This is a genomic window from Stenotrophomonas maltophilia group sp. RNC7, assembly GCF_030910085.1.
GTDB lineage: Bacteria > Pseudomonadota > Gammaproteobacteria > Xanthomonadales > Xanthomonadaceae > Stenotrophomonas > Stenotrophomonas sepilia.
In genome coordinates this window covers 1-22,684 of sequence record NZ_JAVFVN010000815.1, presented here as the reverse complement: position 1 = coordinate 22,684, position 22,684 = coordinate 1, and the positions used below count along the sequence as shown (strand labels likewise).

The following is a 22,684-nucleotide window of genomic DNA, read 5'->3' as shown; positions in this document are numbered from 1 at the left end:
GTCCGAGCGACTCGGCCAACTCCACGGCTTGGTGCTTGAACTCATCGGTGTAGCTACGACGGGTGATACGGGACATAAGGGACCTCCAAGTGCGATCAAAGTATCGCTTCTTGGCGTCCGCTGACGGGGGGCCAGATCAGTGAGCCGCATGGATGCGGCGACCGAGCTTACATGGACGTACTTGCAGCGGCCCCCAGCCGACCCACCCTCCCGGCCCACCCCGAGCTGGGGACCACACCGCGGAGGGGGCGGCGCCCGATGGCCGGTCTTTCACCCGAACCATGGCATGCTCGGCGCCAAGCCCACCCGGAACCTCCGCCATGCGCCTGTTCACCCGTGTCCTGCCCCTGATGCTGCTGGCCTCCCTGCTGTCCGGCTGCGGCTACAACGCCATCCAGCAGAAGGACGAGGCGGTCAAGGCCAGCTGGTCCGAAGTGCTCAACCAGTACAAGCGCCGCGCCGACCTGGTGCCCAACCTGGTGCAGACCGTCAAAGGTTTCGCCAGCCAGGAAGAGCGCGTGCTGACCGAAGTCACCAACGCCCGTTCGCGCGTCGGTCAGATCAACGTCAACGCCGATGACGAAGCCTCGCTCAAGCAGTTCCAGCAGGCCCAGGGCGAACTGGGTAGTGCGCTGTCGCGGCTGCTGGTGGTGACCGAGAACTATCCGGTGCTGAAGTCCGACCAGAACTTCCGCGACCTGCAGGCCCAGCTGGAAGGCACCGAAAACCGGATCACGGTTGCGCGTGGTCGTTACATCCAGCAGGTGCAGGACTACAACACCTACATCCGTTCGTTCCCGCAGGTGATCACCGCCAAGCTCTTCGGTTACAAGACCAAGCCGAACTTCACCGTGGACAACGAAGCGCAGATTTCCAACGCACCGACGGTCGATTTCGGCAACGCGCCGCAGCAGCCGGCGTCGCAGCCGGGCCACTGACCGATGCGCCTGGCCACTGCGCTGCTGGCCCTGCTGCTGTGGCTGCCGCTGGCGTCGCAGGCGCAGCAGCTGGCGCCGGTTCCTGCGCTGGATTCGCCGGTGGTCGATACCACCGGCACGCTGGATGCCGCGCAGAAGCAGGCACTGGTGCAGCAGGCGCTGGAACTGCAGCAGCGCAAGGGCAGCCAGCTGCAGGTGCTGGTGGTGCCCACCACCCAGCCGGAAGACATCGCGCAGTACACCACGCGGGTCTTCGACCAGTGGCAGATCGGCCGCAAGGGCGTGGATGACGGCGTGCTGCTGGTGGTGGCCAAGGACGACCGGCGCGTGCGCATCGAACCGGGCTACGGCCTGGAAGGCGCGATTCCCGATGCCATCGCCAACCGGGTCATCCAGGAATACCTGGTCCCACGCTTCCGCAGCGGCGACTACGCCGGTGGCATCAGCGATGCCACGGCGGTGCTGGTCAAGTTGATCGACGGCGAAACGCTGCCGGCACCGGTCAGCGGTCATCGCGGGCGCGAGCCCGGCGGTGGCGGCGACACCTGGTTCCTGGCGCTGTTCATCGGCGTGTTCGCCGGCAGCATCCTGCGCGGCGTGTTCTCGCGCGTACCGCGACCGCTGCGCGGCCTGCTCGGCGGTGCCGGTGCGGCGCTGGCGGCGTTCCTGTTCACCTCCACCCTGCTGGCCAGTGGCCTGGCCGGCGTGGTTGGCCTGATCGTGGCGATGCTGTCCGGCCACCCGGGGCGCTTTGCCGGCGGTGGTGGCTGGGGCGGCGGCAGCTGGGGCGGGGGAGGCGGCTTCGGCGGTGGTGGCGGCTGGGGCGGCGGCGGTGGCCGTTCCGGTGGCGGTGGCGCTTCGGGAGGCTGGTGATGATCCAACGTCTGTTCCGCCATGTATGTTCGCCGTCGGTACGTCGCGCGTTCCCGCCAGCCACGCTGCAGGCGATCACCGAGGCCATCGCCGCCGGTGAGCAGCGCCACGGCGGTCAGGTGATGTTTGCGGTGGAGGCTGATCTGCCGCTGGCCGCGTTGTGGCACAAGGTCACCCCGAGGCAGGCCGCCGAGCATGCCTTCGCACGCCTGCGCACCTGGGACACCGCCCACAACAACGGCGTGCTGATCTACCTGCTGCTGGCCGACCATGCCATCGAGATCGTCGCCGACCGCGGCCTGCATGGCCGGGTCAGCCCGGCGCAGTGGCAGCGGGTCTGCACCCATCTGCGCGAGGGCCTGCGTGGTTCCAATCCGGTGGAAGCGCTGCAGGATGCCATCGACGAGGTCTCCAGCCTGATCGAAGGGCACTTTCCGGCCTCGACCCGGTCGAACGATGACGCGTTGCCGAACTCGCCCCAGCTCCTTGGTTGAGCCGGGGCGGCACTGGCCCGAGAATAGGCGTTCAACCGCAAGGCACCTTCCATGATCTATTTCCACGACATCGACCCCATCGCCCTCTCGCTGGGGCCGATCAAGGTGCACTGGTACGGCATCATGTACCTGCTCGGCTTCACTGCGGCCTGGCTGCTGGGCCGCACGCGCATCGCCGCCGGGCGCCTGCCGGGCGTCGATGCCAACGGCTTCTCCGACCTGTTGTTCTACGCCATGCTTGGCGTGGTGCTGGGCGGGCGCATCGGCTACATGCTGTTCTACGCGCTGGGCGATTTCCTGCACAACCCGCTGCTGCTGTTCAAGGTGTGGGACGGCGGCATGAGCTTCCATGGCGGCCTGCTGGGCGTGCTGGGTGCCTGCTGGTGGTGGTCGCGCAAGCACGCGCTGCACTTCTTCGACACCATGGATTTCATGGCGCCGCTGGTACCGCTGGGCCTGGGTTTTGGTCGCATCGGCAACTTCATCGGCGCCGAGCTGTGGGGCAAGTACACCGACGGCACGTGGGGCGTGGTGTTCCCGTCGGGCCTGCCGGCGCCGCTGAACCAGTTGGACCACGCGACCCTGCAGGCGCAGTTCGCCACCGGCGCGCTGAACCAGTTCGCCCGCCATCCCTCGCAGCTGTATGAAGCGTTCCTGGAAGGCCTGGTGATGTTCGTGGTGCTGTGGACGGTGTCGGCCAAGCCGCGCCACCGTTACCTGGTCGGCGGCCTGTTCGCGCTGATGTACGGCCTGTTCCGCTTCGCCGTCGAATTCGTACGCATGCCCGACAACGGCGTCTATGTGGCCTTCGACTGGCTGACCCGTGGCCAGATCCTCAGCCTGCCGCTCATCGCCTTCGGCCTGGTGCTGCTGGCGATGTCGCGCCGCGCGCCGGTGCTGCAGCCGCAACCGGTGACGGCTGCGGAGGGCAAGGCATGAAGGCTTACCTGGACCTGCTCTCGCACGTGCTCGAGCACGGCGCCGAGAAGAGCGACCGCACCGGCACCGGTACCCGCAGCGTGTTCGGCTGGCAGATGCGTTTCAATCTGGCCGACGGCTTCCCACTGGTCACCACCAAGAAACTGCACCTGCGCTCGATCATCCATGAGCTGCTGTGGTTCCTGAAGGGCGATACCAACATCGGCTACCTGAAAGACAACCAGGTACGCATCTGGGACGAGTGGGCCGACGAGAACGGCGACCTCGGCCCGGTCTACGGCAGGCAGTGGCGCAGCTGGCCCACCGCCGATGGCCGCGAGATCGACCAGATGCAGTGGCTGGTGGACGAGATCAAGCGCAACCCTGATTCGCGCCGGCTGGTGGTCAGCGCCTGGAACGTGGGCGAGCTTTCGCAGATGGCGCTGATGCCGTGCCACAACCTGTTCCAGTTCTACGTGGTGGACGGCAAGCTCAGCTGCCAGCTGTACCAGCGCAGCGGCGACATCTTCCTCGGCGTGCCGTTCAACATCGCCAGCTATGCGCTGCTGACCCACATGGTGGCGCAGGCCACCGGCCTGGGCGTGGGCGACTTCGTGCATACGCTGGGCGACGCGCACCTGTATTCGAACCACTTCGAGCAGGCGCGCGAGCAGCTTTCGCGTGAACCGCGCGCGCTGCCGAAGCTGTGGTTGAACCCGGAGGTGACCGACCTGTTCGGTTTCCGGTTCGACGACATCCGCATCGACGGCTATGACCCGCACCCGGCGATCAAGGCGCCGGTGGCGGTGTGAGTGCCATGAAGCTCTCGATGATCGTGGCGCTGGACCGCAACCGTGGCATCGGCCAGGGCAATGCGATGCCCTGGCACCTGCCGGATGATTTCAAGCATTTCAAGGCGCTCACCCTGGGCAAGCCGATCCTGATGGGGCGCAGGACGGCCGAGTCGATCGGCCGCGTACTGCCGGGGCGGACCAACCTGGTGCTGACCCGCAGCGGGCAGGTGCCGTTCGCGGGCATGCGCGCGGTGGCGTCGCTGGACGAGGCGAAGGCGATTGCCGAAGGCGAGGGCGCCAGCGAGCTGTGCATCATCGGCGGCGGCGAGATCTTCCACCAGCTGCTGGACCAGGCCAGCGACCTGTACCTGACCTGGGTCGATGCCGAAGTCCCCGCCGACACCCATTTCCCCAAGGTGGAGGCGCAGGACTGGCGGGAAGTGAGCAGCGAGCCGCATCCGGCCGATGACCGCCACGCCTATGCGTTCCGCTTCGTGCACTACGTGCGCCGCTGAGGATGGTTTCCTGTAGAGCCGAGCCATGCTCGGCTGCTGTTGCCTGACACCTCCCGTAGCCGAGCATGGCCCGGCTCTACAGGGGCCTACGGCATCCGGTAGTGCCCGATGATCGCGTGCTGGAACAGCAGGTTCTCTTCACGCGTGCCGCGTGCGATGTTGTGCAGCACCAGCGGTGTGCCATTGGCCAGCCTCCGGTCGGAGACGATGCCGACATGCAGCAGACCGTTGCCGTTGAGCTTCCAGGCCACGATGTCACCGGCCGCATAGTCGGTGGCGAGGGCGGTGATCGGTTGCTGCCAGCCCTGCCGTTCGAACCAGCGCATCAGGTTCGGCACACGTCGATGATCAATGTTGCGGTCCGGCCGTGACAGGCCCCAGATCGCCGGATAGGCACTGAAGTTGCCGCGCATGTCTTCATGCACGCGGGCCTGCAGGTCCACGTCCAGGCTGCGCAGCGCGCGCACCACCACGTCGGTGCACACGCCGCGATCAACCGGGACGTCGCCGCCAGGATAGGACAGGACCTGGTAGGCGGGATCGTAACGGGTGGTGACGCCGATCTGCGCGCGCGCTGCAGCCACCAGTGGCGGCGAAGGCGCCTGTGGCTGCGATGGCGTGGCCGCGGCATTTCCGCCGCCGGTGGGAGCCGGGGCCGAAGCAGGCTGGCAGCCGCTGGCCAGGGCCAGCGTCAGCAGCAGCACCCTCCATGGTGCCCAGCCGCGTCGCGTCATGCCTGCGGCGGGGGACTGCTGTTGCCGGGGCCCGCAGAGCCACCACCACCACCACCTCGACGGCGACGACGGCGCGGGCCGCGATTGCCCGGGGTGGCGGCCGGAGCGTTACCGCCGCCCTGTTCCTTGCCCTGCACCGCAGCGGCGGGGCGCTCGTGCGCCGGTCGCGCCGGCGGGCGGGCGTGGGGTACGGGTGCCGGTACATCGCGGCCCGGCACCTGCACCACGCGCAGCTCGTCGGTATCGAGCTGGATCGCGGTCAGCTTGCCGCCCCAGACTGCGCCGGTGTCGATGGCGTGCACGCCCTGGGTGATGGTCAGGCCCAGCGCCGACCAGTGGCCGCAGACGATCTTGAGGTCGCGCTCGACCCGGCCCGGTACTTCGAACCAGGGGTAGAGTCCCTGTTCCTGCGTGCCGGGGGTGCCCTTGTCCTCGATGCCGATGCGCCCGCGCGGGGTGCAGTAGCGCATGCGGGTGAGCACGTTGATGATCGCGCGCGAACGGTCGTAGCCGGACAGGTTCGGCGCCCAGCTTGGCTTGTCGCCGTACATGTTGCGGAACAGCTTGCGGTAGCCGGCGCCGTGCAGCTGCACCTCGACTTCGGCAGCGTGCTTCTCTGCCATCTGCGTTGTCCACTTCGGCGCCAGGCCGGCGTGCACCATCATCCAGCCCAGCTCGCGATCCACATGCACCAGCTTCTGCAGGCGCAGCCAGTCCAGCAGTTCGTCGCGGTCCTCGGCCTGCACGATGCGCAGCAGGTCCGGGTTGACCTTGCGCTGCTCCTCTTCGGTGCGTGCACCGACGGCCAGCAGCGAAAGATCATGGTTGCCCAGCACCACCACGCTGTGCTCGCGAAGCGAATGCACCAGCCGCAGCGTTTCCAGCGACTGGCCGCCACGGTTGACCAGGTCGCCGCAGAACCACAGGGTGTCCTGGGCCGGGTCGAAGCGGATCTTCTCCAGCAACCGCTGGGTAACGTCGTAGCAGCCCTGCAGGTCGCCGATCGCCCACACACTCATCGTTCGGCCTCCGTGTCAGTGCAGGGTACGCGGCACGGCCAGCACGAACGGTGCGACCGGCGCGGCAAATTCGGTGCCATCGTCGGCGACCATGTCGTAGTGCCCCTGCATCGTCCCGTGATCGGTCCCCAGCATGACACCGGACGTGTAACGGAAGTCTTCACCGGGGCGCAGCCGCGGCTGCTCGCCGATCACCCCGTCGCCATCGACATGCTCGACACGGCCATTGGCATCGGTGATGCGCCAGTGGCGTGCGACCAGGCGTGCGGCGACCCGCCCCTGGTTGTGGATGCGGATCGTGTAGGCGAACGCAAAGCGACCGTCTTCGGGCGCGGATTGATCGTCGAGGAAGCGCGGCGCGACTTCGACGGAGATGGCATATACGTCAGCGTCTTCCATACCGGCAGTGTAATCAGGAGGCATTGGCCAAAGCGATGAATTCGGCCACGTCCAGCTGTTCGGCGCGGGCATCGGGACGCACGCCGGCAGCGATGAACTGCTCGGCGGACACCACATTGTTCAGGGCATTGCGCAGGGTCTTGCGGCGCTGCCCGAAGGCGGCCTTGACCACCTCGGCGAAGCGCGTGTGGTCGTTGATGCTGATCGAGGCCGGGTCACGCGGCACCAGCCGCACCACGGCGGAATCGACCTTCGGCGGCGGCCGGAACGCGCCCGGCGGCACCACGAACAGGGAGGTCACCTGGCAGTAGGCCTGCAGCATCACGCTGAGGCGGCCATACACCTTGCTCCCGGGGCCAGCCGCCATGCGGTCGACCACTTCCTTCTGCAGCATGAAGTGCATGTCGCGGATCACCGCGGCATGCTCCAGCGCATGGAACAGGATCGGCGAGGAGATGTTGTAGGGCAGGTTGCCGACCAGGCGGATCGGCTGGCCGTCGGCCAGTTCGGTGAAGTCCACGCGCAGCACGTCGCGGTGGACGATGGTCAGCTCGCCCAGCGGCTCGGCGGCGGCGGTCAACGGCGCGATCAGGTCGCGGTCGAACTCGATCACCGTCAGCTTCGGGTGCACGCGCAGCAGCGGCAGGGTGATGGCGCCCTGGCCGGGTCCGATCTCGACCAGGCGGTCACCCTCTTTCGGGTTGACCGCCATCACGATCTTGTCGATGTAGTGGCGATCGGCCAGGAAATGCTGGCCAAGCTGCTTCTTGGCCGGTGCGGTGAACACCGGGCCTGAGGGGGAATGCGGGGAATTCATGCGCTCAGTGTACGTTGCCGCGCCAGCTGCGCACACAGCGTCGTTGCCGCCTGCAGGCTGGAAGGATCGGCGATGCCGCGGCCGGCCAGGTCCAGCGCGGTGCCATGGTCGACCGCCACGCGCGGGTAGGGCAGACCCAGGGTCAGGTTCACCGCCTGCTCGAAGCCGGAATACTTCAGCACCGGCAGGCCCTGGTCGTGGTACATCGCCAGCACGGTGTCGAAACCGGCCAGCTTGGCCGGCAGGAAGGCGGTGTCGGCCGGCAGCGGCCCGACCAGGTCCATGCCCTCCGCGCGCAGGCGCTGCAGCAGCGGGATGACCAGGTCCAGTTCCTCACGTCCCAGATGGCCGTCTTCGCCGGCATGCGGGTTCAGCCCGAGCACCGCGATGCGCGGCGCAGGCAGGCCGAACTCGCGGCGCAGCGCGGCATGCACCGTGCGCAGGGTGTGTTCCAGGCTGGGCGCGGTGATCGCATCGGCCACCTCGCGCAGCGGCAGGTGGGTAGTGGCCAGCGCCACGCGGACAATGTGATTGGCCAGCATCATCACCACCTTCACTCCGGCCTGGTCGGCCAGCAGTTCAGTGGTGCCACTGTAGGCAATGCCGCCTTCGTTGATGACCGCCTTGTGCACCGGGCCGGTCACCACACCGTGCAGCTCACCGGACAGGCAGGCCTGGCCGGCGCCGAGCAGGGCACCGATGACCGCGCTGGCATTGGCCGGATCGGCCTGGCCGAAGTGGCTGGGCGCCGCGTTGCGGACGGCGCGCAGGCGCAGATCGCCCGGGACGCGTGCTTCGGCGTCCTCGGGCAGCAGTTGCAGGGGCAGGTTCAGCGCGGCCGCGGCCGCGCGCAGGGTGTCCGGGTCGGCGAAGGCCAGCAGCCGGCAATCTTCACGCGGCTGCTGGACGAGGCGGACACACAGCTCCGGGCCGATCCCGGCGGGCTCGCCCGGTACCAGAGCGAGCTCGGGGCGCATCGGTCAGGACTGCGGCGGAGTGGCGGTGTTTTCCGCGCGGTCGCCGCTGCGGAAACTGACGTAGGCTTCGCCACGCAGTTCCTGCAGGAAGCGGTTGTACTCGTCTTCCAGCTTGCGACGGCCGATGGTCTCGCGGACCTGGGCACGCTGGTTGTCGGTGGTCACGTCGGTCTGGCGGGTCGCCACGCGCTGCACGATGTGCCAACCGGCGTCGGTGCGGAACGGCTGGCTGACGCCACCATCCTGCAGGCCACTCACCTGCTGGCCGAAGGCCGGACCGAACGCGTCAGCCGGGAACCAGCCGAGATCACCGCCCTGGCCCTTGCTGTTGTTGTCCTCGGAGGACTCCCTGGCAACGGTCTGGAAGTCGGCGCCGCCAGCAATGCGGGCGCGCAGGGTATCGATCTTGGCCTTGGCAGCGGCATCGGTCTGGTTGTCGTCCACGCGGACCAGGATGTGGCGGCCGTGGTACTCGGTGACCGTCTGCTCACCGGCGGCGGAACTGCTGTCACGCACTTCCACCAGCTTCAGCAGCTGGAAGCCGCTCGGGCCGCGGATCGGGCCGACCACCTCGCCCGGCTTCATCTTTTCCATCAACTGGGCAAAGGCCTGCGGGATTTCATCCAGGCTGCGCCAGCCCAGATCGCCGCCTTCCAGTGCGTTCGGGCTGTCCGAATAGCGCACGGCCGCCGCGTTGAAGTCCAGCTCGCCCTTGTCCAGCAGGGCCTTCACGCCATCGGCCTTCTTCTGGCCGGTGGCGATCTGGTCGGCGTTGGCACCGTCGGGCAGGGCGATCAGGATGTGCGCCAGGTGGTACTGGTTGCCTACCGTGGCCTGCTGCTTCAGCGCGGCGTCGACTTCACCCTCGCTGACGCTGATGCGGCTCTGCGCGAAGCTCTGGCGCAGGCGCTGCACGGTGATCTCGTCACGCACCGACGCGCGGAAATCGTTGAAATCGATACCGTCATGGGCCAGGCGCTGGCGAAGGGCGTCCAGGTTCGAACCGTTCTGCTGGGCGATGGCGTTCATCGCCTGGTTCAGCTCCTGGTCGCTGACGCGGATGCCGCTGCCCTGGGCCCGGGCTACCTGCAGCTTGACCAGCACCAGGCGTTCGAGCACCTGGCGGCTGAGCACGTCTTCCGGCGGCAGCTGGTTTTCGCGGCCGGCATACTGCGCCTTGATGTTGGCGATCGCACGCTGGAGCTCGCTCTGCAGGATCACGTCCTCATCGACGACGGCAGCGATGCGGTCAAGCGGCTGCGCCTCCTGGGCAAGCACCTGCAGGGGGGCGGACACGCTGGACACCGCCAGCAGCGAGGCGAGAAGAACGGGGAAGCGCTTGGTCATGGGATCAGGTTCGGATCGTAGTCATCCCGGGTCGCCCCGGTGTTGCTCGGCGGCACGAGATAGAGGTCGTCGCGGTTGTAGCCGAGGATAGCACGGCGCAGGGTACGGTCCGTGTCCTGCCCCAGGGAGCTCAGGCCCTTGAGCACGAACTCCAGCTGGATGGCGTTGTTCATCTCGCCTTCGCGGTTGCGGACGTAACGGCGGGCGACCGCACGCACGGCCAGGCAGCAGCTGTCCCACTGGACGCCGGCGATGATTTCCAGCGGTTCCTTGTCCTGCAGCGAGTAGTAGTAGCGGCCAACCAGGCTCCAGCGCGCATTCAGCGGGTACAGGAACGACAGGTCGGCCTGTTCCAGCGGGGTACGGTCGTGCTTGTTGGCGGTGGCCGGGGCGCCCGAGTTGATGCGGTAGCGGTAGCTGAGGTTGATCACGCCATCGTTGGGCATCAGGTAGCGGGCGCGGACGCTGGCCAGATCCTCGCGCTTGTACTTCGGGTCCCACTGGTAGGTGGCACCCAGGGTCCAGCGGTCGTTGATCATGTAGTTGCCGTCGGCGATCCACGCCGACTTGCCCTTTTCCACCGGCGCGCCGCCCGGGGTGACGGTCACCCGCGACTCGTCGAAGTACTGGATCTGGCCGATGGCAGCCGAGAAGCGTTCCTTGCCGGTGGTCTGGTCGATGAAGCGGGTGCCCAGTGCCAGGGTCAGCTGGTTGGCATCGTTCTGGCGGTCGGCGCCGGTGTAGCGCGAGTCGCGGAACAGCTGGCCCCAGCTGAAGGTGAAGTCACGGGTATCGAAGATCGGCAGCTCGTCCTGGTTGCGGTACGGCGTGCGCAGGTAGAACAGGCGCGGTTCCAGCGTGTGCAGGAATGACTTGCCGCCGATGGTGGTCTCGCGATCGAAGAACAGGCCGGCGTCGATGCTGCCGATCGGCAGGCTGCGGCTGGGCGATTTGTTGCCGCGCAGCTGCTCCGGCGTGGCGGTGTTCGGGTCGATCCCCTGCGAGGCCAGCACGTTGCGGCGGACGCTGTCAGCCAGTCCCTGGTCCAGGTCGTAGCCGGTGTAGCGGTAGGCCAGGGTCGGGGTGACGTACCAGGCCGCGCCACTGATCGGGAACGACACGTACGGCTTCACGTCCAGGCGCGAGCCGCCGTACATGCGTTGGGTCTGGCCGTTGCGCGTGTACTGCAGGTCGGGTCCCGCATCGGCGCCGTACTTGAAGTTGATGTCGTCGTGGGTGAAGCGCACGGCTTCGGCATAGATGCCGGTTTCCAGCCACGGCAGGACCGGCTTGTCCCAGTTGAGGTACAGGCGCGGCTGGCGGTTGTACGGCAGCGCGCTTTCATTGAGCGTGTAGTCGGTCAGCTGCCAGCGGTCGGCCATGATGCCGGCCGTCCAGTTCCTGCCGGTGCCGTACAGGCCTACGGTGCTCTGCAGGTTCGAGGCAGTCACCCCGACCAGGCGGTTGGCGAAGTCCTCGACATAGCGCTCGTCGCTGACCCAGGCCAGGTTGGCGCGGGCCTGCCAGTGGCTGTCCACGTTGTGGTAACCGCTGAACATCACCCGGCCGCGGTCGCGGTCGCGCAGCTTGTCGTTGGGCATGAACGCGGTCAGCAGTTCACCGCGGCCGCCGTTGTAGAGATAGCGGAACTCGTTGTCGAGCATCAGGCCGCGCCGGCTCATGTAGCGCGGGGTCAACGTGTCGTCGTAGTTCGGCGCCAGGTTGAAGTAGATCGGCTGTGCGTAGTCGAATCCGTTGCGCCCGGACATGCCCAGCTGCGGGAACAGCAGGCCGGTCTTGCGGCGGTCATCGATCGGGAACTTGAAGTACGGCGCCCACAGCACCGGCACCTTGCCGATCCGCAGCACGGCGTTGCGGGCGGTGCCGAAGCCCTCGTCGTTGTCCACTTCGATCTGCGGCGCCGACAGCTTCCACACCGGCTGTGACGGGTCGCAGGTGGTGTAGGTGGAGCGGTGCATCTGGCCGACCGCGCCCTGCAGGTCGACCGACTCGGCATCGCCGTTGCCGCGGCGCGACACCAGCTGGTACTTGATGTCGGTGATCTTGTGGGTGTCGCTTTCCTGGTTGCCCTCGGCGCGCTTGGCGACCATGCGGATCGAGGAGTCCTGGTAGCGGACATTGCCGTCGGCGATGTAGTTGCCGCTCTCGGTATCGAAGCTGAGCTTGTCGGTGCCGACGAACTGGTCGCCGCGGCGCAGGGCCACGTTGCCTTCGTACTGCGGCACGGTGGTCGTGCCCAGCAGCTGGTCACCCTCGATGTCGGTCGGCTGCTGCTCGCGCGCAGCGCTGGCGGCGGCCTTGTCCTGCCCCGGGACCGGGGTGGGGGCATCGGTGAACGCGGGAATCACGTCGGTAGCCGGGCACAGGCCCCAGTTGAGCGGCTTTTCATCGGCCATTGCCGGCAGGCAGATGGCGATGCTCAGAGGCAGGGGAAGCAGGCGGAGGGCTCGGCGCACGCGGTTCGGATTCGGGCGAAAACGGACGGTAGCTTGCCCCATCCCTTGCATAGGGGCAATGAAGGACGCCGGAGCCTGCCGGCTCGGGTTCATCCGGAGACGCTGCCGGGAGGGGGCAGCAGCAGGGCCCGGACATGGGCCACGCTGCACTCGGCAAGGGCCTGCAGGTCATAGCCGCCTTCCAGCATCGAGACCACCCGGCCGGCTGCATGACGGCGCGCCAGCGCATGAAGTTCCCGGGTGATCCAGGCGAAATCGTCGGTTTCCAGCATCAGGTCGGCCTGCGGGTCACGCAGGTGGGCGTCGAAGCCGGCCGAGATCAGCAGCAGCTGCGGACGGAAGTCGTCGATGGCCGGCAGCATCTCGTCGGCCCACACGTTGCGGAAGCGGAAACCGCCACTGCCCGGGGGCAGCAGGATGTTCATCAGGTTGCCGGCACCGTGGTCGCGGCGCAGGCCGGAATTGGGGAACAGCCCGGCCTGGTGGGTGCTGTAGTACGAGACCCGGGCGTCGTGCTGGAAGATGTCCTGGGTGCCGTTGCCATGGTGGACATCGAAATCGACCACCGCGATCCGCTCCAGCCCATGGCGGTCGCGGGCATGGGCCGCGGCAATGGCAATGTTGTTGAGCAGGCAGAAGCCCATCGCGGTGCTGCTGGTGGCGTGGTGGCCCGGCGGCCGCACCGCGCAGAAGGCCAGCGGGTCCTCGCCCAGCATCACCGCATCGACCGCGGCCACCCCGGCGCCGGCGGCGTGCACGGCGGCACTTGCCGAGCCCGGCGAGGTCCAGGTATCCATGTCCAGCTGGCGCAGCGGCGCGGTCTGCGGCTGCAGCACGAAGTCGAGCAGGGCGCTGTCGTGGACCCGGGTCAGTTCGCCGAACTTGGCCGGCGGCGCCTCGCGCCAGTCCAGCTGGCCGGGGAACGCGGTGTGCAGGGCATCGAGTACCTGCTGCAGGCGTTGCGGGCACTCCGGATGGCCAGGGCCGGGATCATGCAGCAGGCAGGACGGATGGGTGAAGACCAGCATCGTGCCGACTCAGCGCTGGCGCTGCTGTGGCTGCCACAGCGCCTCGCCATGGCCGTCGGCGCGGGCCAGTACGCGGGCCAGCACGAACAACAGGTCCGACAGCCGGTTGAGGTACTGCAACGCCTCGCTGCGCACGGCTTCGTGGCGGGCCAGGGTGACCGTCTCGCGCTCGGCGCGGCGGACGATGGTGCGGGCCAGGTGGCAGCGTGCGGCGGCCTCGCCACCGGCCGGCAGGATGAACTCCTTCAACATCGGCAGGTTGGCGTTGTAGTGGTCCAGCTGCTGTTCCAGTGCCGAGACATCGGCGGCGTGGATAGCGGCGTGGCCGGGGATGCACAGCTCGGCACCCAGGTCGAACAGCTGGTGCTGCAGATGCACCACCAGCGCGCGGACATCCTCGGGCAGCGCGGTGGCAAGCAGTAGGCCGAGCGCAGCGTTGGCTTCATCGACGGTGCCGTAGGACGCCACCCGGGCGTCGTCCTTGGCGACGCGCTGGCCGTCGCCGAGGCCGGTACTGCCGTCGTCGCCGGTGCGGGTATAGATGCGCGAGAGGCGATGACCCATGGCGCGGCTCAGTGCCGGATGTCGCGGCGGGCCTGCTGGAGCTTCAGTACCTGCTCCACGGCCAGCTGCAATGCCGCCGCCAGCGCCACGTAGATCGCGGTGGTGCGCAGGTAGGGGCCGAACCATTGTGCGTAGTTCTGCGCCCAGCCGGCCAGCGTCGGCTCGGCCACGTTGCGGGTGGTCCAGTAGAAACCGCCCTGCGCCAGCAGGTGGCAGACCGCCACCGAGGCCACCAGCAGCAGCGTACCCTTGGCCAGCACCGGCCAGCGTGCGCCCTGGTAGTTGCGGCCCAGCAGCATGCCGCCGGCCCACAGCGAGAAGTATGCCGGCAGCAGCAGCCAGTAACCCGGCGACACGCAGTAGTGCTGCCAGAAATCCAGGCCGCTGCTGCGGATCACGATCCAGTCCACCAGCACGGCGAACACCATCAACAGCGGAAACGCCCAGCGTGTCCACGTGGCCAGGTAGAAGCCACCGATGAAGAACACCGCCCAGGAGGCATCGGGGATCGCCGCGAAGTGGTTGACCCGGGTCGCCGCCAGCAACAGCACGAGGACGGACAGGACAAAGGCGCGGTTGGCGGTGGCGGACATGGCAGCGGGCCCGGAGCGGATTCAGGTTTCATTCTAGCCCGCCGCGCCGGTTGGCGCAGGTCGGGTGATGTTGGGTGTTCGGGCAGGGCGAGCGCGTATCATGAACACCATGAGTGAACGACATGACGTGCTGATCGTCGGTGGTGGCCTGGTCGGTGCCAGCCTGGCCATCGCCCTGGACCGCCTGGGCCTCGATGTGGGCCTGCTCGAGGCCAGCCCGGCCGGCGAGCTGCCGGCGGTGTTCGACCAGCGCAACCTCAGTTTTGCCGCTGCCACGGTCAATGCGCTGACCGCGCTGGGGGTCATGCAGAAGCTGGCGATGGCGCCGGGCCCGATCCGCCGCATCCACGTCAGCCGCGCCGGCGATTTCGGCCGGGTGCAGCTGGAGGCTTCCGACTACGACCGGCCGTGGTTCGGCCAGGTGGTGGTGGCGCGGGACTTCGGCCAGGCGCTGGAAGCGCGCCTGCAGGAGCTGCCGCGGCTGCGGCGCTACCGGCCGATGCGTTTCCTGGGCCTGGGCGAGGTGGTCGACGGCTACCGCCAGGTGCGGGTGGCCGAAGAGACCGGCGAGCGCGTATTGCTGGCACGGCTGGTGGTGGGTTCCGACGGTACGACCAGTGGCGTGCGCGGTGCGCTCGGCATCGAGGTCGACCGCCATGATTTCCAGCAGACCCTGTTCGTGGCCCGCGTGCGCAGCCAGCGCGCGCCGGACGGCACCGCCTGGGAGCGCTTCACCGATACCGGCCCGACCGCCCTGCTGCCGCGTGGCGATCGCCACTTCGGCACCGTGCACGGTGTGGCGCGCGACCAGGCCGATGCGGTGATGGCGCTGGACGATGCGGCTTGGCTGCAACGCCTGCAGAACGCGATCGGCTGGCGCGCAGGCCGGCTGCTCGAATCCGGCCCGCGCAGTGCGTATCCGCTCATCCAGGTGCTGGCGCGCGCGCTGGCCGGAGAGCGCGCGGTGCTGCTCGGCAATGCCGCGCAGACCATCCATCCGCTGGGTGCACAGGGCTTCAACCTGGGCCTGCGCGATGCGCTGACCCTGGCCGAACTGCTGGAGGATGCGCATGAGGATGCCGGCAGCGATGCACTGCTGCAGGCCTATGTCGCGCGCCGCGAAGAGGACCGCCGGCAGACGGTGGCGTTCTCCGGCGGGCTGGCGCGCCTGACCAGCAACCCGGCGCCGCTGATGCGGCCGCTGCGCAGCCTCGGCCTGGTGGCCGCGCAGCGCGCCTCGGTGCAATCGATGCTGGTCGGTGGTGCGATGGGCTTCCGCGGCGAGGTGCCGCGGCTGTGCCGTGGAGAAGCGGCATGAGCCGGCGCGCGCGTCTTGATGTGGCCATCATCGGCGGTGGCGTGGTCGGTGCCGCGTGTGCGCTGGCGCTGGCTGATGCCGGCCTGTCGGTGGCGCTGGTGGACGGTCGCGAACCGGCGCCGTGGCAGGCCGCACAGCCGGACCTGCGCGTGTTCGCCTTCGCTGCCGACAACGTACAGCTGCTGAACCGCCTGGGCGTGTGGCCGGCGATCGCGCAGGCCCGTGCATGGCCCTACCGGCGCATGCAGGTGTGGGACGCTGCCGGTGGCGAGGATCTGCTGTTCGACGCCGATCGCTTCGGCCGTCGCGAACTGGGCTACATCGTCGAGAACGGGCTGCTGCAGGACCGCCTGTGGTCGGCGCTGCCGGCGGCGGGTGTGCAGCTGCACTGCCCGGCACGCGTGGACGCGCTGGAGCAGGACGAGGACGGCGTGCGCCTGCGCCTGGATGACGGGCGCCGCCTGGAAGCGGCGTTGGCGGTGGCCGCCGACGGTGCCGAATCGACCCTGCGCCAGCTGGCCGGGATCGAGGTTGAAAAGCATGACTACCACCAGCGCGGCGTGGTGGCCTACGTGGACAGCGATCTTCCCAATCAGGCCACGGCCTGGCAGCGCTTTCTGCCAAGCGGGCCGCTGGCGTTGTTGCCGGTGGCCGAACGCCGCAGCTCGATCGTCTGGACCCTGCCCGAGGACGAGGCGGCGCGTGTTCTGGCGCTGGACGAGGACAGCTTCAACCGCGAACTGACCCGCGCCTTCGCGGCACGCCTGGGTGAGCTGCGGTTGGCCTCATCGCGTGCGGCATTCCCGCTGCGCCGCCAGCTGGCCCGTCACTACGTGGCCGGTCGTGTGCTGGCGTTGGGTGACGCGGCGCATGTGGTGCATCCGCTGGCCGGGCAGGGCGTGAACCTGGGGCTGCGTGATGTCGCCGCCCTGCAGCAGTGGCTGGCACCCTCGGCAGAGCGACGCGGCCAACCGCGGCTGTCGCCGCAGCGCCTGCAGCGCTGGGCACGCGAACGGCGGAGCGACAACCACGTCGCCGCCTACAGCTTCGATGCGATCAACCGCCTGTTCTCCAACGACGAGATGCACCTGACCCTGGCCCGGGGCCGTGCGCTGGGCTGCGTCGGCCGATGGCCGCCGCTGGTGCAGGCGTTCTGGAAGCGCGCCGCCGGCGTCTGAAGAAAAAAGGGGACGGAGGGGATTAAGTCGTTTGTGCACATACGACTTAATCCCCTCCGTCCCCTTTTTCAGTCCACCAGCCAGCCGGCCAGGTCGGTGCGGTCCAGCTTGCCGCGGTGCCTGCGGTCCAGCGAATTGAATTCGTCGGCCAGCGCCGGATTGGCCTGTGCTTCCTCGCGGCTGATGAAACCGTCGCCATTCACGTCGAGGTCGCTGAAGCGGATGCGGTACTGGCCAACCACGCTGCTGGGTTCCAGCGAGCGCACGGTCACCTGTGCCTCGCCGGCCGGCTGCGGAATATCGACACTGCCGCTGACCCGGCCGGCATCCAGCGGCTGCTGACGGATGGCGCCGCCGGTCGGGCCCAGCGGCTGGCTCTGCGCAGGGGTGGACGGGCCATGCTGGGCCATCGCCGGTACCGAAGCCAGCAGGGTGGCCACCAGCACGGCGGAACGGGGAAGGTTCATGACAGGCTCCTTGCCAGAGGGTACCGGGAGCGTACTCCCGGCAACCTGTGCCGCCGATGACGGATCAGCGCAGCGGCGAGGCCAGCACGGTGATCTCTTCACGATCATGATAGAGCTGCTTGGCGCGCACCTCCAGCGGCTTGCCGGCCTGGTCCTGGAACAGGTCCAGGCACAGCCGGGTCTCGTCCCAGCGCTTCTTCATCGGCAGCTTCAGATTGAAGATCGCATGCCTGCACCAGCCTTCGCGGAACCAGGTGGCCATGCGTTCGGCGACGCGGCGCGGTTGCTCGACCATGTCGCAGACCATCCAGTCCAGCGGCTGCTCCGGATGCCAATGGAAGCCATCGGCGCGCAGGTGCTCGACCAGGCCGGTGTCCAGCACGTGCTGGCGCAGCGGACCATTGTCGATGCTCAGCACGTGCATGTGCTGCCGGGTGAGCACCCAGGTCCAGCCACCTGGGGCGGCGCCAAGGTCGGCCGCGCGCATGCCGGGCTTGGCCAGCGTCTCGCGTTCTTCCGGCGTCAGCAGGGTCAGCAGCGCTTCGTCCAGCTTCAGCGCCGAACGCGAAGGCGCTTCGGGCAGCAGCTTCAGGCGCGGAATGCCCAGTGCCCACGGCGCGCTGTCGGCCGGGTCGGCCACGCAGACGAAGGCGTGGGTACCGTCGACGAACACCACATGCAGGCGCGGCAGGCGGGTGTTCGGCTTGTCGCTGAGCTTGCCGGCCTTGCGCAGCGCCGGGCGCAGCGCGTTGCCGAAGGCACGCGCCAGCCCGGACAACGGCTTGCCAGCGTCGGAATCGGGATGCTCCACCCACAGGTCGCCGAAGCGCGGCGCATCGGCCAGCACCTCCAGCATCGGCGTGATGCGGTCGGCCGGATCCAGCTGTGGCAGCTCGGCCAGCACCACCAGCTTCTGCCGCGCGAAGATCAGTTCGCGCCAGCGCAGGCGCGGTGCCAGCGCCGCGGCCTCGTCGCACATGAAAAGCACATAGCCGTCATTGCGCTGGGTACGCGCATAACCGGCGAAACCGGCTTCGCCGGCACGGAACTGCAGTTCGCCGGCCAGCTCGGGCTCGAAACCCTGCCGGCACAGGCACAGCAGGCCGATGCCGGTTTCAGTAACGGGCGCCATCGCTTTCCCCATAGGCACGCAGCACGCTGCGCGCGGCGTCGCGGTTCAGGCCCTGCACCACTTCGATGCCACGCTTGTTGAGCTCGCCGACCCAGTCGGCCGGCAGCGGGCCTTCGTCGAATGGCGTCAGTTCCTCGACATCGGCTGCACTGGCACCGATCAGCAGGCGGTCGATGCCGGCCCACACGGTGGCGCCGTAGCACTGGCAGCACGGCTGCGAGCTGGTGGCCAGGGTGACCGGCGACAGCACCGCGTTCAGGCGCGGGGTCTGCAGGCGTTGTTGGGCCAGCATGTAGGCCATGTTCTCGGCATGCGCCAGCGAAGTGGCGTGCGGCATCACCCGGTTCACGCCGGCGGCGATCACCTTGTCATCCGGGCCGAACACCACGGCGCCGAACGGGCCGCCACTGGCGTGCTCGACGTTCAACCGCGACAGCTCGATCGCCAGCGCGACCTTGGCCTCATCGCCCGGATATCGACGATCCAGGTCGATCTGGTCGTGGATCCAGGCGGGAAGGGTCAGGTGGACTTGCGCGTACAGCATCGCGGGGGTGCCTCGTAGGGATGGAAGAAAATGCGGTTGGTAGGGAAACCGGCGCGCAGTGTAGCCGCACCGGCCTGTATCGGGTGTGGCGGTGGGTCAGCCGGGCGAGCCGGTGCGGATCACCACGTACTGCTTGCGGAACTCCAGCCCGGCTTGCGGCCAGCTGGCGGCATACGCGCGCAGCAATGGCAGGGCGGCGGCGAAGTCGTGGCCATTGACCCGGCAATCGGCCTCGCACAGGCCATCGGCATCGCGCGAGGCGAACAGGCGGATGGCCAGGAACGGGCGCGCCTTCAGCAGCTCGTCGAAGGCGTCCATGCTCCTGGTGAACAGGCAGCAGGGGCAGGAGCCATGATCGTCTTCGCTGCGGGGGCCGGTGTCCATCTCATGCTCGCGGTAATGCGCCAGTGGACCGAGCACCACGGTGCGTTCGAGTTCCTGGCCGTCAGCGCCGGCCGGATAGGTCAGGCCCATCATCGGCAGCCCCTGCGCGTCTTTGGCGCCGATCGCGGTCTGCAGGGTCACCAGGTCCACCCGGGCCCAGGCCTGGAAACCGGCCAGCAGCGATGCCTGTTCATCGGTACCGTTGGCGTGCTGGTACTCGAACAGGCCGTCAGCGAACAGCAGCGGATGCTGGCTTTCGATGACGGTGGAGGTCTGCCAACCACCGTTGTCGCGCGCGTGTGCGGCCATCGCATGCGGGGTCAGGCGCAGTCCGCTGTCCAGCAGCAGCGCGTTGCCGTCGATGCGGCTGGCGACGCTGGCGTCCTGCAGCGCCTGCTGCAGCAGTGGGAGGAGGGCGGTGGACGTCGTGGTCATGTCGGGCCTGTGGATGGATCGGGTGGAGCATCCAGGCCGGGCCTGGTGCTAGCGGTCGAGCGCGTCAAGTTCGGCGCGATAGCGCTGCGCGTCGGACTGCTGCTGCGGGTCGTTGCCGTGGTCGCGCAGCCAGCTTTCGAGTTCGCGGCGATAGTCCGCGCGGAACTCGGCATTGCCCGGGCTGAAGTGCAGCTTGCGCGCCGCTATCTCCACGCGCTCGCGCGCACTGGCCTGGGCCTGGGCAATGCCGTGGGGTGATTCGTTGGTGAGGATGACGAAGTTGCGCGGGAAACCCGGCGTGTACTTGACCACGAACGGCTGGTCGCGCGCCGGGATGCGGATGGCGTTTTCCAGCGGCCACAGCGAGGCGGTGTTGGTGTGGAACACCACTTCCACATCGCGGCCCTCGGCGGTACGCAGCACTCCTTCGTAGCGCCAGATGTACTGTTCGTTGAGCGTCGAGCTGGTTCGCTCGGCCTTGACGATCACCGCTTCGCCGCGCTCGCCCACCAGGTTGAGGAAGGTGGCGTTGAGGAAGTGGCCGAGGAACATGTTGAGCATCGCCAGCGGGAACACCACGATGGCGTAGCCCGGAAAGCGCCGCCACCACGAGACCAGCCCGGCCAGCACCATTGCCGAAAAGAACGTCAGCAGCGGATGCTGCGAGATGAACCAGAGCAGGGCGGACAGGGCGGTGATCATCGTCGCGGTCGTGCGGGCGCCATCCCGGCGCCCGCGCAGGTCCTCAGGCCGACCAGGTGTCGCGCAGGGTCACGCTGCGGTTGAACACCGGCTTGGCTTCGGTGTGGTCGCGGCGATCGGCAACGAAATAGCCGGTGCGCTCGAACTGGAACGACTGTTCCGGAGCGGCGCTGGCTGCGGCCGGCTCGACATAGCCGGTGACAGTACGGCGCGATTCCGGGTTCAGGTAGTCGCGGTAGGTCTTGCCTTCCGATTCGTCGTCCGGGTTCGGCACCGAGAACAGGCGGTCGTACAGGCGGATCTCGGCCGGCACGCCGTGCACGGCGCTGACCCAGTGGATGGTGCCCTTGACCTTGCGGTTGGCGCCTTCCATGCCCGGACGCGATTCTGGATCGAGCCAGCCGCGCAGTTCGGTGATGGTGCCGTCGGCATCCTTGATCACTTCGTCGCAGCGGATGATGCCGGCGCCACGCAGGCGCACTTCGCCACCCGGCACCAGGCGCTTCCAGCCCTTCGGCGGTACTTCGGCGAAGTCCTCGCGATCGATCCACACTTCGCGGGCGAACGGAACTTCGCGGCTGCCGAAGCTCTCGTCCTTCGGGTGGTTGCTGAAGGTCAGCAGTTCTTCGTGGCCTTCCGGAAGGTTGGTCAGCACCAGCTTGACCGGGTCGACCACGGCCATGCGGCGTGGCGCAGCGCTGTCGAGGTCCTCGCGCAGTGCGCCTTCCAGCACGCTGAAGTCGATCAGCGAATTCTGCTTGCTGATGCCCACGCGCTCGGCGAACAGGCGCATCGCGGCCGGGGTGTAGCCACGGCGGCGCAGGCCCTGCAGGGTCGGCATGCGCGGGTCTTCCCAGCCGTCCACCAGCTGTTCGGTGACCAGCGCCATCAGCTTGCGCTTGCTCATCACCGTGTAGTTGATGTTCAGGCGCGAGAACTCGATCTGGCGCGGCTTGGCCGCTTCGCGTGGCAGCCCGGCATCGACCAGCGGCTGGGTCAGCGCGTCGTCATGGGCGAAATCGACGTTGTCCACGCACCAGTCGTACAGCGGGCGGTGGTCTTCGAATTCCAGCGTGCACAGCGAGTGGGTGATGCCCTCGATCGAATCACCCAGCGCATGGGCGAAGTCGTACATCGGGTAGATCGGCCACGCGTTGCCGGTGTTCTGGTGCTCGACGTGCTTGATGCGGTACAGCGCAGGATCGCGCAGGTTGATGTTGCCGCTGGCCATGTCGATCTTCGCGCGCAGGGTGCGCGCGCCATCCGGGAACTCACCGGCGCGCATGCGGCGGAACAGGTCGAGGTTTTCCTCGACGCTGCGGTCGCGCCATGGCGACGGACGGCCCGGCTCGGTCAGGGTGCCGCGGTAGGCGCGCACTTCCTCGGCCGACAGGTCGCAGACATAGGCCTTGCCCTGTTCGATCAGCTTCTCGGCGGCCAGGTAATAGGCCTGGAAGTAGTCCGAAGCATGGCGCAGCTCGTTCCACTCAAAGCCCAGCCAGCGCACGTCGTCCTGGATCGCGGCCACGTATTCCGGATCTTCCTTGGCCGGGTTGGTGTCGTCGAAGCGCAGGTTGCAGACGCCGCTGAACTCGCCGGCGATGCCGAAGTTCAGGCAGATCGACTTGGCATGACCGATGTGCAGGTAGCCGTTCGGCTCCGGCGGGAAGCGGGTCTTGATCGCCTGGTGCTTTCCGCTGGCCAGGTCCTCGCGCACGATCTGGCGGATGAAATCGCGCTTCTCGTGGCTGTCGGCGGGGGTCTCGGGGCTGGCGGGGGTGTGCTCGGACATGAGTCGGCGAAAAGAAAGGCAGAAAGACCAACAGTCTAGCGCGTACCGGGCAGAACTGCCGGGGTTGCCGGCCCGCGGCCCGCAACCCCCGCGTCGTCCGGTAGTGGCCGCCGCGGGCCCGCAACACGCGGGTACCCCCCACACCACCCATCAGCCCCCCGGCGTATTCTGGACCCCTGTCCCCCGGAGCCGCCCCAAGCACATCGTGTAAAACGCCGCCCAACTGTTCGACGCCCCCCTGGTCA

General features: G+C 68.1%; 23 protein-coding genes and 1 pseudogene. 8 read left to right on the top strand and 16 right to left on the bottom strand.

Going from position 1 to position 22,684, the window contains the following annotated elements; genetic code table 11:
* Positions 1-320: 320 nt before the first annotated feature.
* Genes RCF13_RS19950 through RCF13_RS19925 form a run of 6 tightly spaced genes read left to right on the top strand, consistent with a single transcriptional unit; the run spans position 321 to position 4,532 of the window.
* Positions 321-938 (top strand): LemA family protein, encoded by a 618-nt coding sequence (locus RCF13_RS19950; RefSeq protein WP_134969535.1) that lies wholly within the window; start codon positions 321-323, stop codon positions 936-938.
* Between the two features lie 3 nt (positions 939-941).
* Entirely contained in the window at positions 942-1,811 is an 870-nt protein-coding gene (locus tag RCF13_RS19945) for a TPM domain-containing protein (protein ID WP_231352553.1), read from the top strand.
* Entirely contained in the window at positions 1,811-2,305 is a 495-nt protein-coding gene (locus RCF13_RS19940) for a TPM domain-containing protein (RefSeq protein ID WP_005415340.1), read from the top strand. The genes RCF13_RS19945 and RCF13_RS19940 overlap by 1 nt, the downstream gene beginning before the upstream one ends.
* A gap of 51 nt (positions 2,306-2,356) precedes the next feature.
* Positions 2,357-3,244, top strand: coding sequence for a prolipoprotein diacylglyceryl transferase (lgt, locus tag RCF13_RS19935; RefSeq protein ID WP_061478355.1), 888 nt, complete (start codon positions 2,357-2,359; stop codon positions 3,242-3,244).
* On the top strand, positions 3,241-4,035 hold the full coding sequence (locus tag RCF13_RS19930) for a thymidylate synthase (RefSeq protein ID WP_134969456.1): 795 nt from the start codon (positions 3,241-3,243) through the stop codon (positions 4,033-4,035). The genes lgt and RCF13_RS19930 overlap by 4 nt, the downstream gene beginning before the upstream one ends.
* Positions 4,036-4,040: 5 nt before the next feature.
* Positions 4,041-4,532 (top strand): dihydrofolate reductase, encoded by a 492-nt coding sequence (locus tag RCF13_RS19925; RefSeq protein WP_134969455.1) that lies wholly within the window; start codon positions 4,041-4,043, stop codon positions 4,530-4,532.
* 86 nt (positions 4,533-4,618) lie between these two features.
* On the opposite strand, the gene RCF13_RS19920 is transcribed toward RCF13_RS19925, so the two are convergent.
* The 10 genes and pseudogenes from RCF13_RS19920 to RCF13_RS19875 form a co-directional block, all read right to left on the bottom strand.
* Positions 4,619-5,266, bottom strand: a complete 648-nt coding sequence (locus tag RCF13_RS19920) for a DUF1287 domain-containing protein (protein ID WP_134969454.1) — start codon at positions 5,264-5,266, stop codon at positions 4,619-4,621.
* A complete protein-coding gene (locus tag RCF13_RS19915; RefSeq protein ID WP_061478351.1) occupies positions 5,263-6,285 on the bottom strand; it encodes a symmetrical bis(5'-nucleosyl)-tetraphosphatase in 1,023 nt (340 codons plus the stop codon). The genes RCF13_RS19920 and RCF13_RS19915 overlap by 4 nt, the downstream gene beginning before the upstream one ends.
* A gap of 15 nt (positions 6,286-6,300) precedes the next feature.
* Positions 6,301-6,684, bottom strand: a complete 384-nt coding sequence (apaG, locus tag RCF13_RS19910) for a Co2+/Mg2+ efflux protein ApaG (protein ID WP_008268668.1) — start codon at positions 6,682-6,684, stop codon at positions 6,301-6,303.
* Positions 6,685-6,697: 13 nt separating this feature from the next.
* A complete protein-coding gene (rsmA, locus tag RCF13_RS19905) occupies positions 6,698-7,501 on the bottom strand; it encodes a 16S rRNA (adenine(1518)-N(6)/adenine(1519)-N(6))-dimethyltransferase RsmA (RefSeq protein WP_134969481.1) in 804 nt (267 codons plus the stop codon).
* Positions 7,498-8,478, bottom strand: coding sequence for a 4-hydroxythreonine-4-phosphate dehydrogenase PdxA (gene pdxA, locus RCF13_RS19900; RefSeq protein WP_111008015.1), 981 nt, complete (start codon positions 8,476-8,478; stop codon positions 7,498-7,500). The genes rsmA and pdxA overlap by 4 nt, the downstream gene beginning before the upstream one ends.
* Positions 8,479-8,496: 18 nt before the next feature.
* Positions 8,497-9,825: pseudogene (locus tag RCF13_RS19895) on the bottom strand (peptidylprolyl isomerase); the annotation flags it as partial.
* A complete protein-coding gene (gene lptD, locus RCF13_RS19890; protein WP_308141480.1) occupies positions 9,822-12,302 on the bottom strand; it encodes an LPS-assembly protein LptD in 2,481 nt (826 codons plus the stop codon). The pseudogene RCF13_RS19895 and the gene lptD, both read right to left, overlap by 4 nt.
* Positions 12,303-12,391: 89 nt before the next feature.
* Positions 12,392-13,330 carry a histone deacetylase family protein gene (locus tag RCF13_RS19885; protein WP_308141479.1) on the bottom strand — a complete coding sequence of 313 codons (939 nt, stop codon included), beginning with the start codon at positions 13,328-13,330 and terminating at the stop codon, positions 12,392-12,394.
* 9 nt (positions 13,331-13,339) lie between these two features.
* A complete protein-coding gene (locus tag RCF13_RS19880; RefSeq protein ID WP_061478346.1) occupies positions 13,340-13,894 on the bottom strand; it encodes a cob(I)yrinic acid a,c-diamide adenosyltransferase in 555 nt (184 codons plus the stop codon).
* Positions 13,895-13,902: 8 nt separating this feature from the next.
* Positions 13,903-14,487 (bottom strand): hypothetical protein, encoded by a 585-nt coding sequence (locus RCF13_RS19875; protein WP_069139530.1) that lies wholly within the window; start codon positions 14,485-14,487, stop codon positions 13,903-13,905.
* Between the two features lie 109 nt (positions 14,488-14,596).
* Between RCF13_RS19875 and ubiH the strand changes: the two genes are divergently transcribed.
* Positions 14,597-15,805 (top strand): 2-octaprenyl-6-methoxyphenyl hydroxylase, encoded by a 1,209-nt coding sequence (gene ubiH, locus RCF13_RS19870; RefSeq protein WP_231352555.1) that lies wholly within the window; start codon positions 14,597-14,599, stop codon positions 15,803-15,805.
* Positions 15,802-16,983: a UbiH/UbiF family hydroxylase gene (locus tag RCF13_RS19865; RefSeq protein ID WP_308141478.1), complete on the top strand. Its 1,182-nt coding sequence runs from the start codon at positions 15,802-15,804 to the stop codon at positions 16,981-16,983. The genes ubiH and RCF13_RS19865 overlap by 4 nt, the downstream gene beginning before the upstream one ends.
* Before the next feature lie 68 nt (positions 16,984-17,051).
* Here the strand turns inward: RCF13_RS19865 and RCF13_RS19860 are convergent, their stop codons facing one another.
* The 6 genes from RCF13_RS19860 to RCF13_RS19835 form a co-directional block, all read right to left on the bottom strand.
* A complete protein-coding gene (locus RCF13_RS19860; protein WP_061478342.1) occupies positions 17,052-17,450 on the bottom strand; it encodes a hypothetical protein in 399 nt (132 codons plus the stop codon).
* A 64-nt stretch (positions 17,451-17,514) separates the two neighbouring features.
* The gene (rlmM, locus tag RCF13_RS19855; RefSeq protein WP_134969208.1) at positions 17,515-18,582 is read right to left on the bottom strand and encodes a 23S rRNA (cytidine(2498)-2'-O)-methyltransferase RlmM; all 1,068 of its coding nucleotides are present in this window, start codon (positions 18,580-18,582) and stop codon (positions 17,515-17,517) included.
* Positions 18,566-19,126 carry a nucleoside deaminase gene (locus RCF13_RS19850; RefSeq protein ID WP_005415358.1) on the bottom strand — a complete coding sequence of 187 codons (561 nt, stop codon included), beginning with the start codon at positions 19,124-19,126 and terminating at the stop codon, positions 18,566-18,568. Before RCF13_RS19850 ends, rlmM begins: the two co-directional genes overlap by 17 nt.
* Positions 19,127-19,222: 96 nt before the next feature.
* Positions 19,223-19,945 carry a DUF6348 family protein gene (locus RCF13_RS19845; RefSeq protein ID WP_061478340.1) on the bottom strand — a complete coding sequence of 241 codons (723 nt, stop codon included), beginning with the start codon at positions 19,943-19,945 and terminating at the stop codon, positions 19,223-19,225.
* 48 nt (positions 19,946-19,993) lie between these two features.
* The gene (locus RCF13_RS19840) at positions 19,994-20,647 is read right to left on the bottom strand and encodes a hypothetical protein (protein WP_134969207.1); all 654 of its coding nucleotides are present in this window, start codon (positions 20,645-20,647) and stop codon (positions 19,994-19,996) included.
* 43 nt (positions 20,648-20,690) lie between these two features.
* On the bottom strand, positions 20,691-22,439 hold the full coding sequence (locus RCF13_RS19835) for a glutamine--tRNA ligase/YqeY domain fusion protein (RefSeq protein WP_100477608.1): 1,749 nt from the start codon (positions 22,437-22,439) through the stop codon (positions 20,691-20,693).
* Positions 22,440-22,684 lie beyond the last annotated feature (245 nt).

What these genes read in the sequence shown, in the direction of transcription:
- RCF13_RS19950 (WP_134969535.1), top strand. Translation starts at nt 321, where the DNA reads ATGCGCCTGTTCACCCGTGTCCTGCCCCTGATGCTGCTGGCCTCCCTG.
- RCF13_RS19945 (WP_231352553.1), top strand. Translation starts at nt 942, where the DNA reads ATGCGCCTGGCCACTGCGCTGCTGGCCCTGCTGCTGTGGCTGCCGCTG.
- RCF13_RS19940 (WP_005415340.1), top strand. Translation starts at nt 1,811, where the DNA reads ATGATCCAACGTCTGTTCCGCCATGTATGTTCGCCGTCGGTACGTCGC.
- lgt (WP_061478355.1), top strand. Translation starts at nt 2,357, where the DNA reads ATGATCTATTTCCACGACATCGACCCCATCGCCCTCTCGCTGGGGCCG.
- RCF13_RS19930 (WP_134969456.1), top strand. Translation starts at nt 3,241, where the DNA reads ATGAAGGCTTACCTGGACCTGCTCTCGCACGTGCTCGAGCACGGCGCC.
- RCF13_RS19925 (WP_134969455.1), top strand. Translation starts at nt 4,041, where the DNA reads ATGAAGCTCTCGATGATCGTGGCGCTGGACCGCAACCGTGGCATCGGC.
- RCF13_RS19920 (WP_134969454.1), bottom strand. Translation starts at nt 5,266, where the DNA reads ATGACGCGACGCGGCTGGGCACCATGGAGGGTGCTGCTGCTGACGCTG.
- RCF13_RS19915 (WP_061478351.1), bottom strand. Translation starts at nt 6,285, where the DNA reads ATGAGTGTGTGGGCGATCGGCGACCTGCAGGGCTGCTACGACGTTACC.
- apaG (WP_008268668.1), bottom strand. Translation starts at nt 6,684, where the DNA reads ATGGAAGACGCTGACGTATATGCCATCTCCGTCGAAGTCGCGCCGCGC.
- rsmA (WP_134969481.1), bottom strand. Translation starts at nt 7,501, where the DNA reads ATGAATTCCCCGCATTCCCCCTCAGGCCCGGTGTTCACCGCACCGGCC.
- pdxA (WP_111008015.1), bottom strand. Translation starts at nt 8,478, where the DNA reads ATGCGCCCCGAGCTCGCTCTGGTACCGGGCGAGCCCGCCGGGATCGGC.
- RCF13_RS19885 (WP_308141479.1), bottom strand. Translation starts at nt 13,330, where the DNA reads ATGCTGGTCTTCACCCATCCGTCCTGCCTGCTGCATGATCCCGGCCCT.
- RCF13_RS19880 (WP_061478346.1), bottom strand. Translation starts at nt 13,894, where the DNA reads ATGGGTCATCGCCTCTCGCGCATCTATACCCGCACCGGCGACGACGGC.
- RCF13_RS19875 (WP_069139530.1), bottom strand. Translation starts at nt 14,487, where the DNA reads ATGTCCGCCACCGCCAACCGCGCCTTTGTCCTGTCCGTCCTCGTGCTG.
- ubiH (WP_231352555.1), top strand. Translation starts at nt 14,597, where the DNA reads ATGAGTGAACGACATGACGTGCTGATCGTCGGTGGTGGCCTGGTCGGT.
- RCF13_RS19865 (WP_308141478.1), top strand. Translation starts at nt 15,802, where the DNA reads ATGAGCCGGCGCGCGCGTCTTGATGTGGCCATCATCGGCGGTGGCGTG.
- RCF13_RS19860 (WP_061478342.1), bottom strand. Translation starts at nt 17,450, where the DNA reads ATGAACCTTCCCCGTTCCGCCGTGCTGGTGGCCACCCTGCTGGCTTCG.
- rlmM (WP_134969208.1), bottom strand. Translation starts at nt 18,582, where the DNA reads ATGGCGCCCGTTACTGAAACCGGCATCGGCCTGCTGTGCCTGTGCCGG.
- RCF13_RS19850 (WP_005415358.1), bottom strand. Translation starts at nt 19,126, where the DNA reads ATGCTGTACGCGCAAGTCCACCTGACCCTTCCCGCCTGGATCCACGAC.
- RCF13_RS19845 (WP_061478340.1), bottom strand. Translation starts at nt 19,945, where the DNA reads ATGACCACGACGTCCACCGCCCTCCTCCCACTGCTGCAGCAGGCGCTG.
- RCF13_RS19840 (WP_134969207.1), bottom strand. Translation starts at nt 20,647, where the DNA reads ATGATCACCGCCCTGTCCGCCCTGCTCTGGTTCATCTCGCAGCATCCG.
- RCF13_RS19835 (WP_100477608.1), bottom strand. Translation starts at nt 22,439, where the DNA reads ATGTCCGAGCACACCCCCGCCAGCCCCGAGACCCCCGCCGACAGCCAC.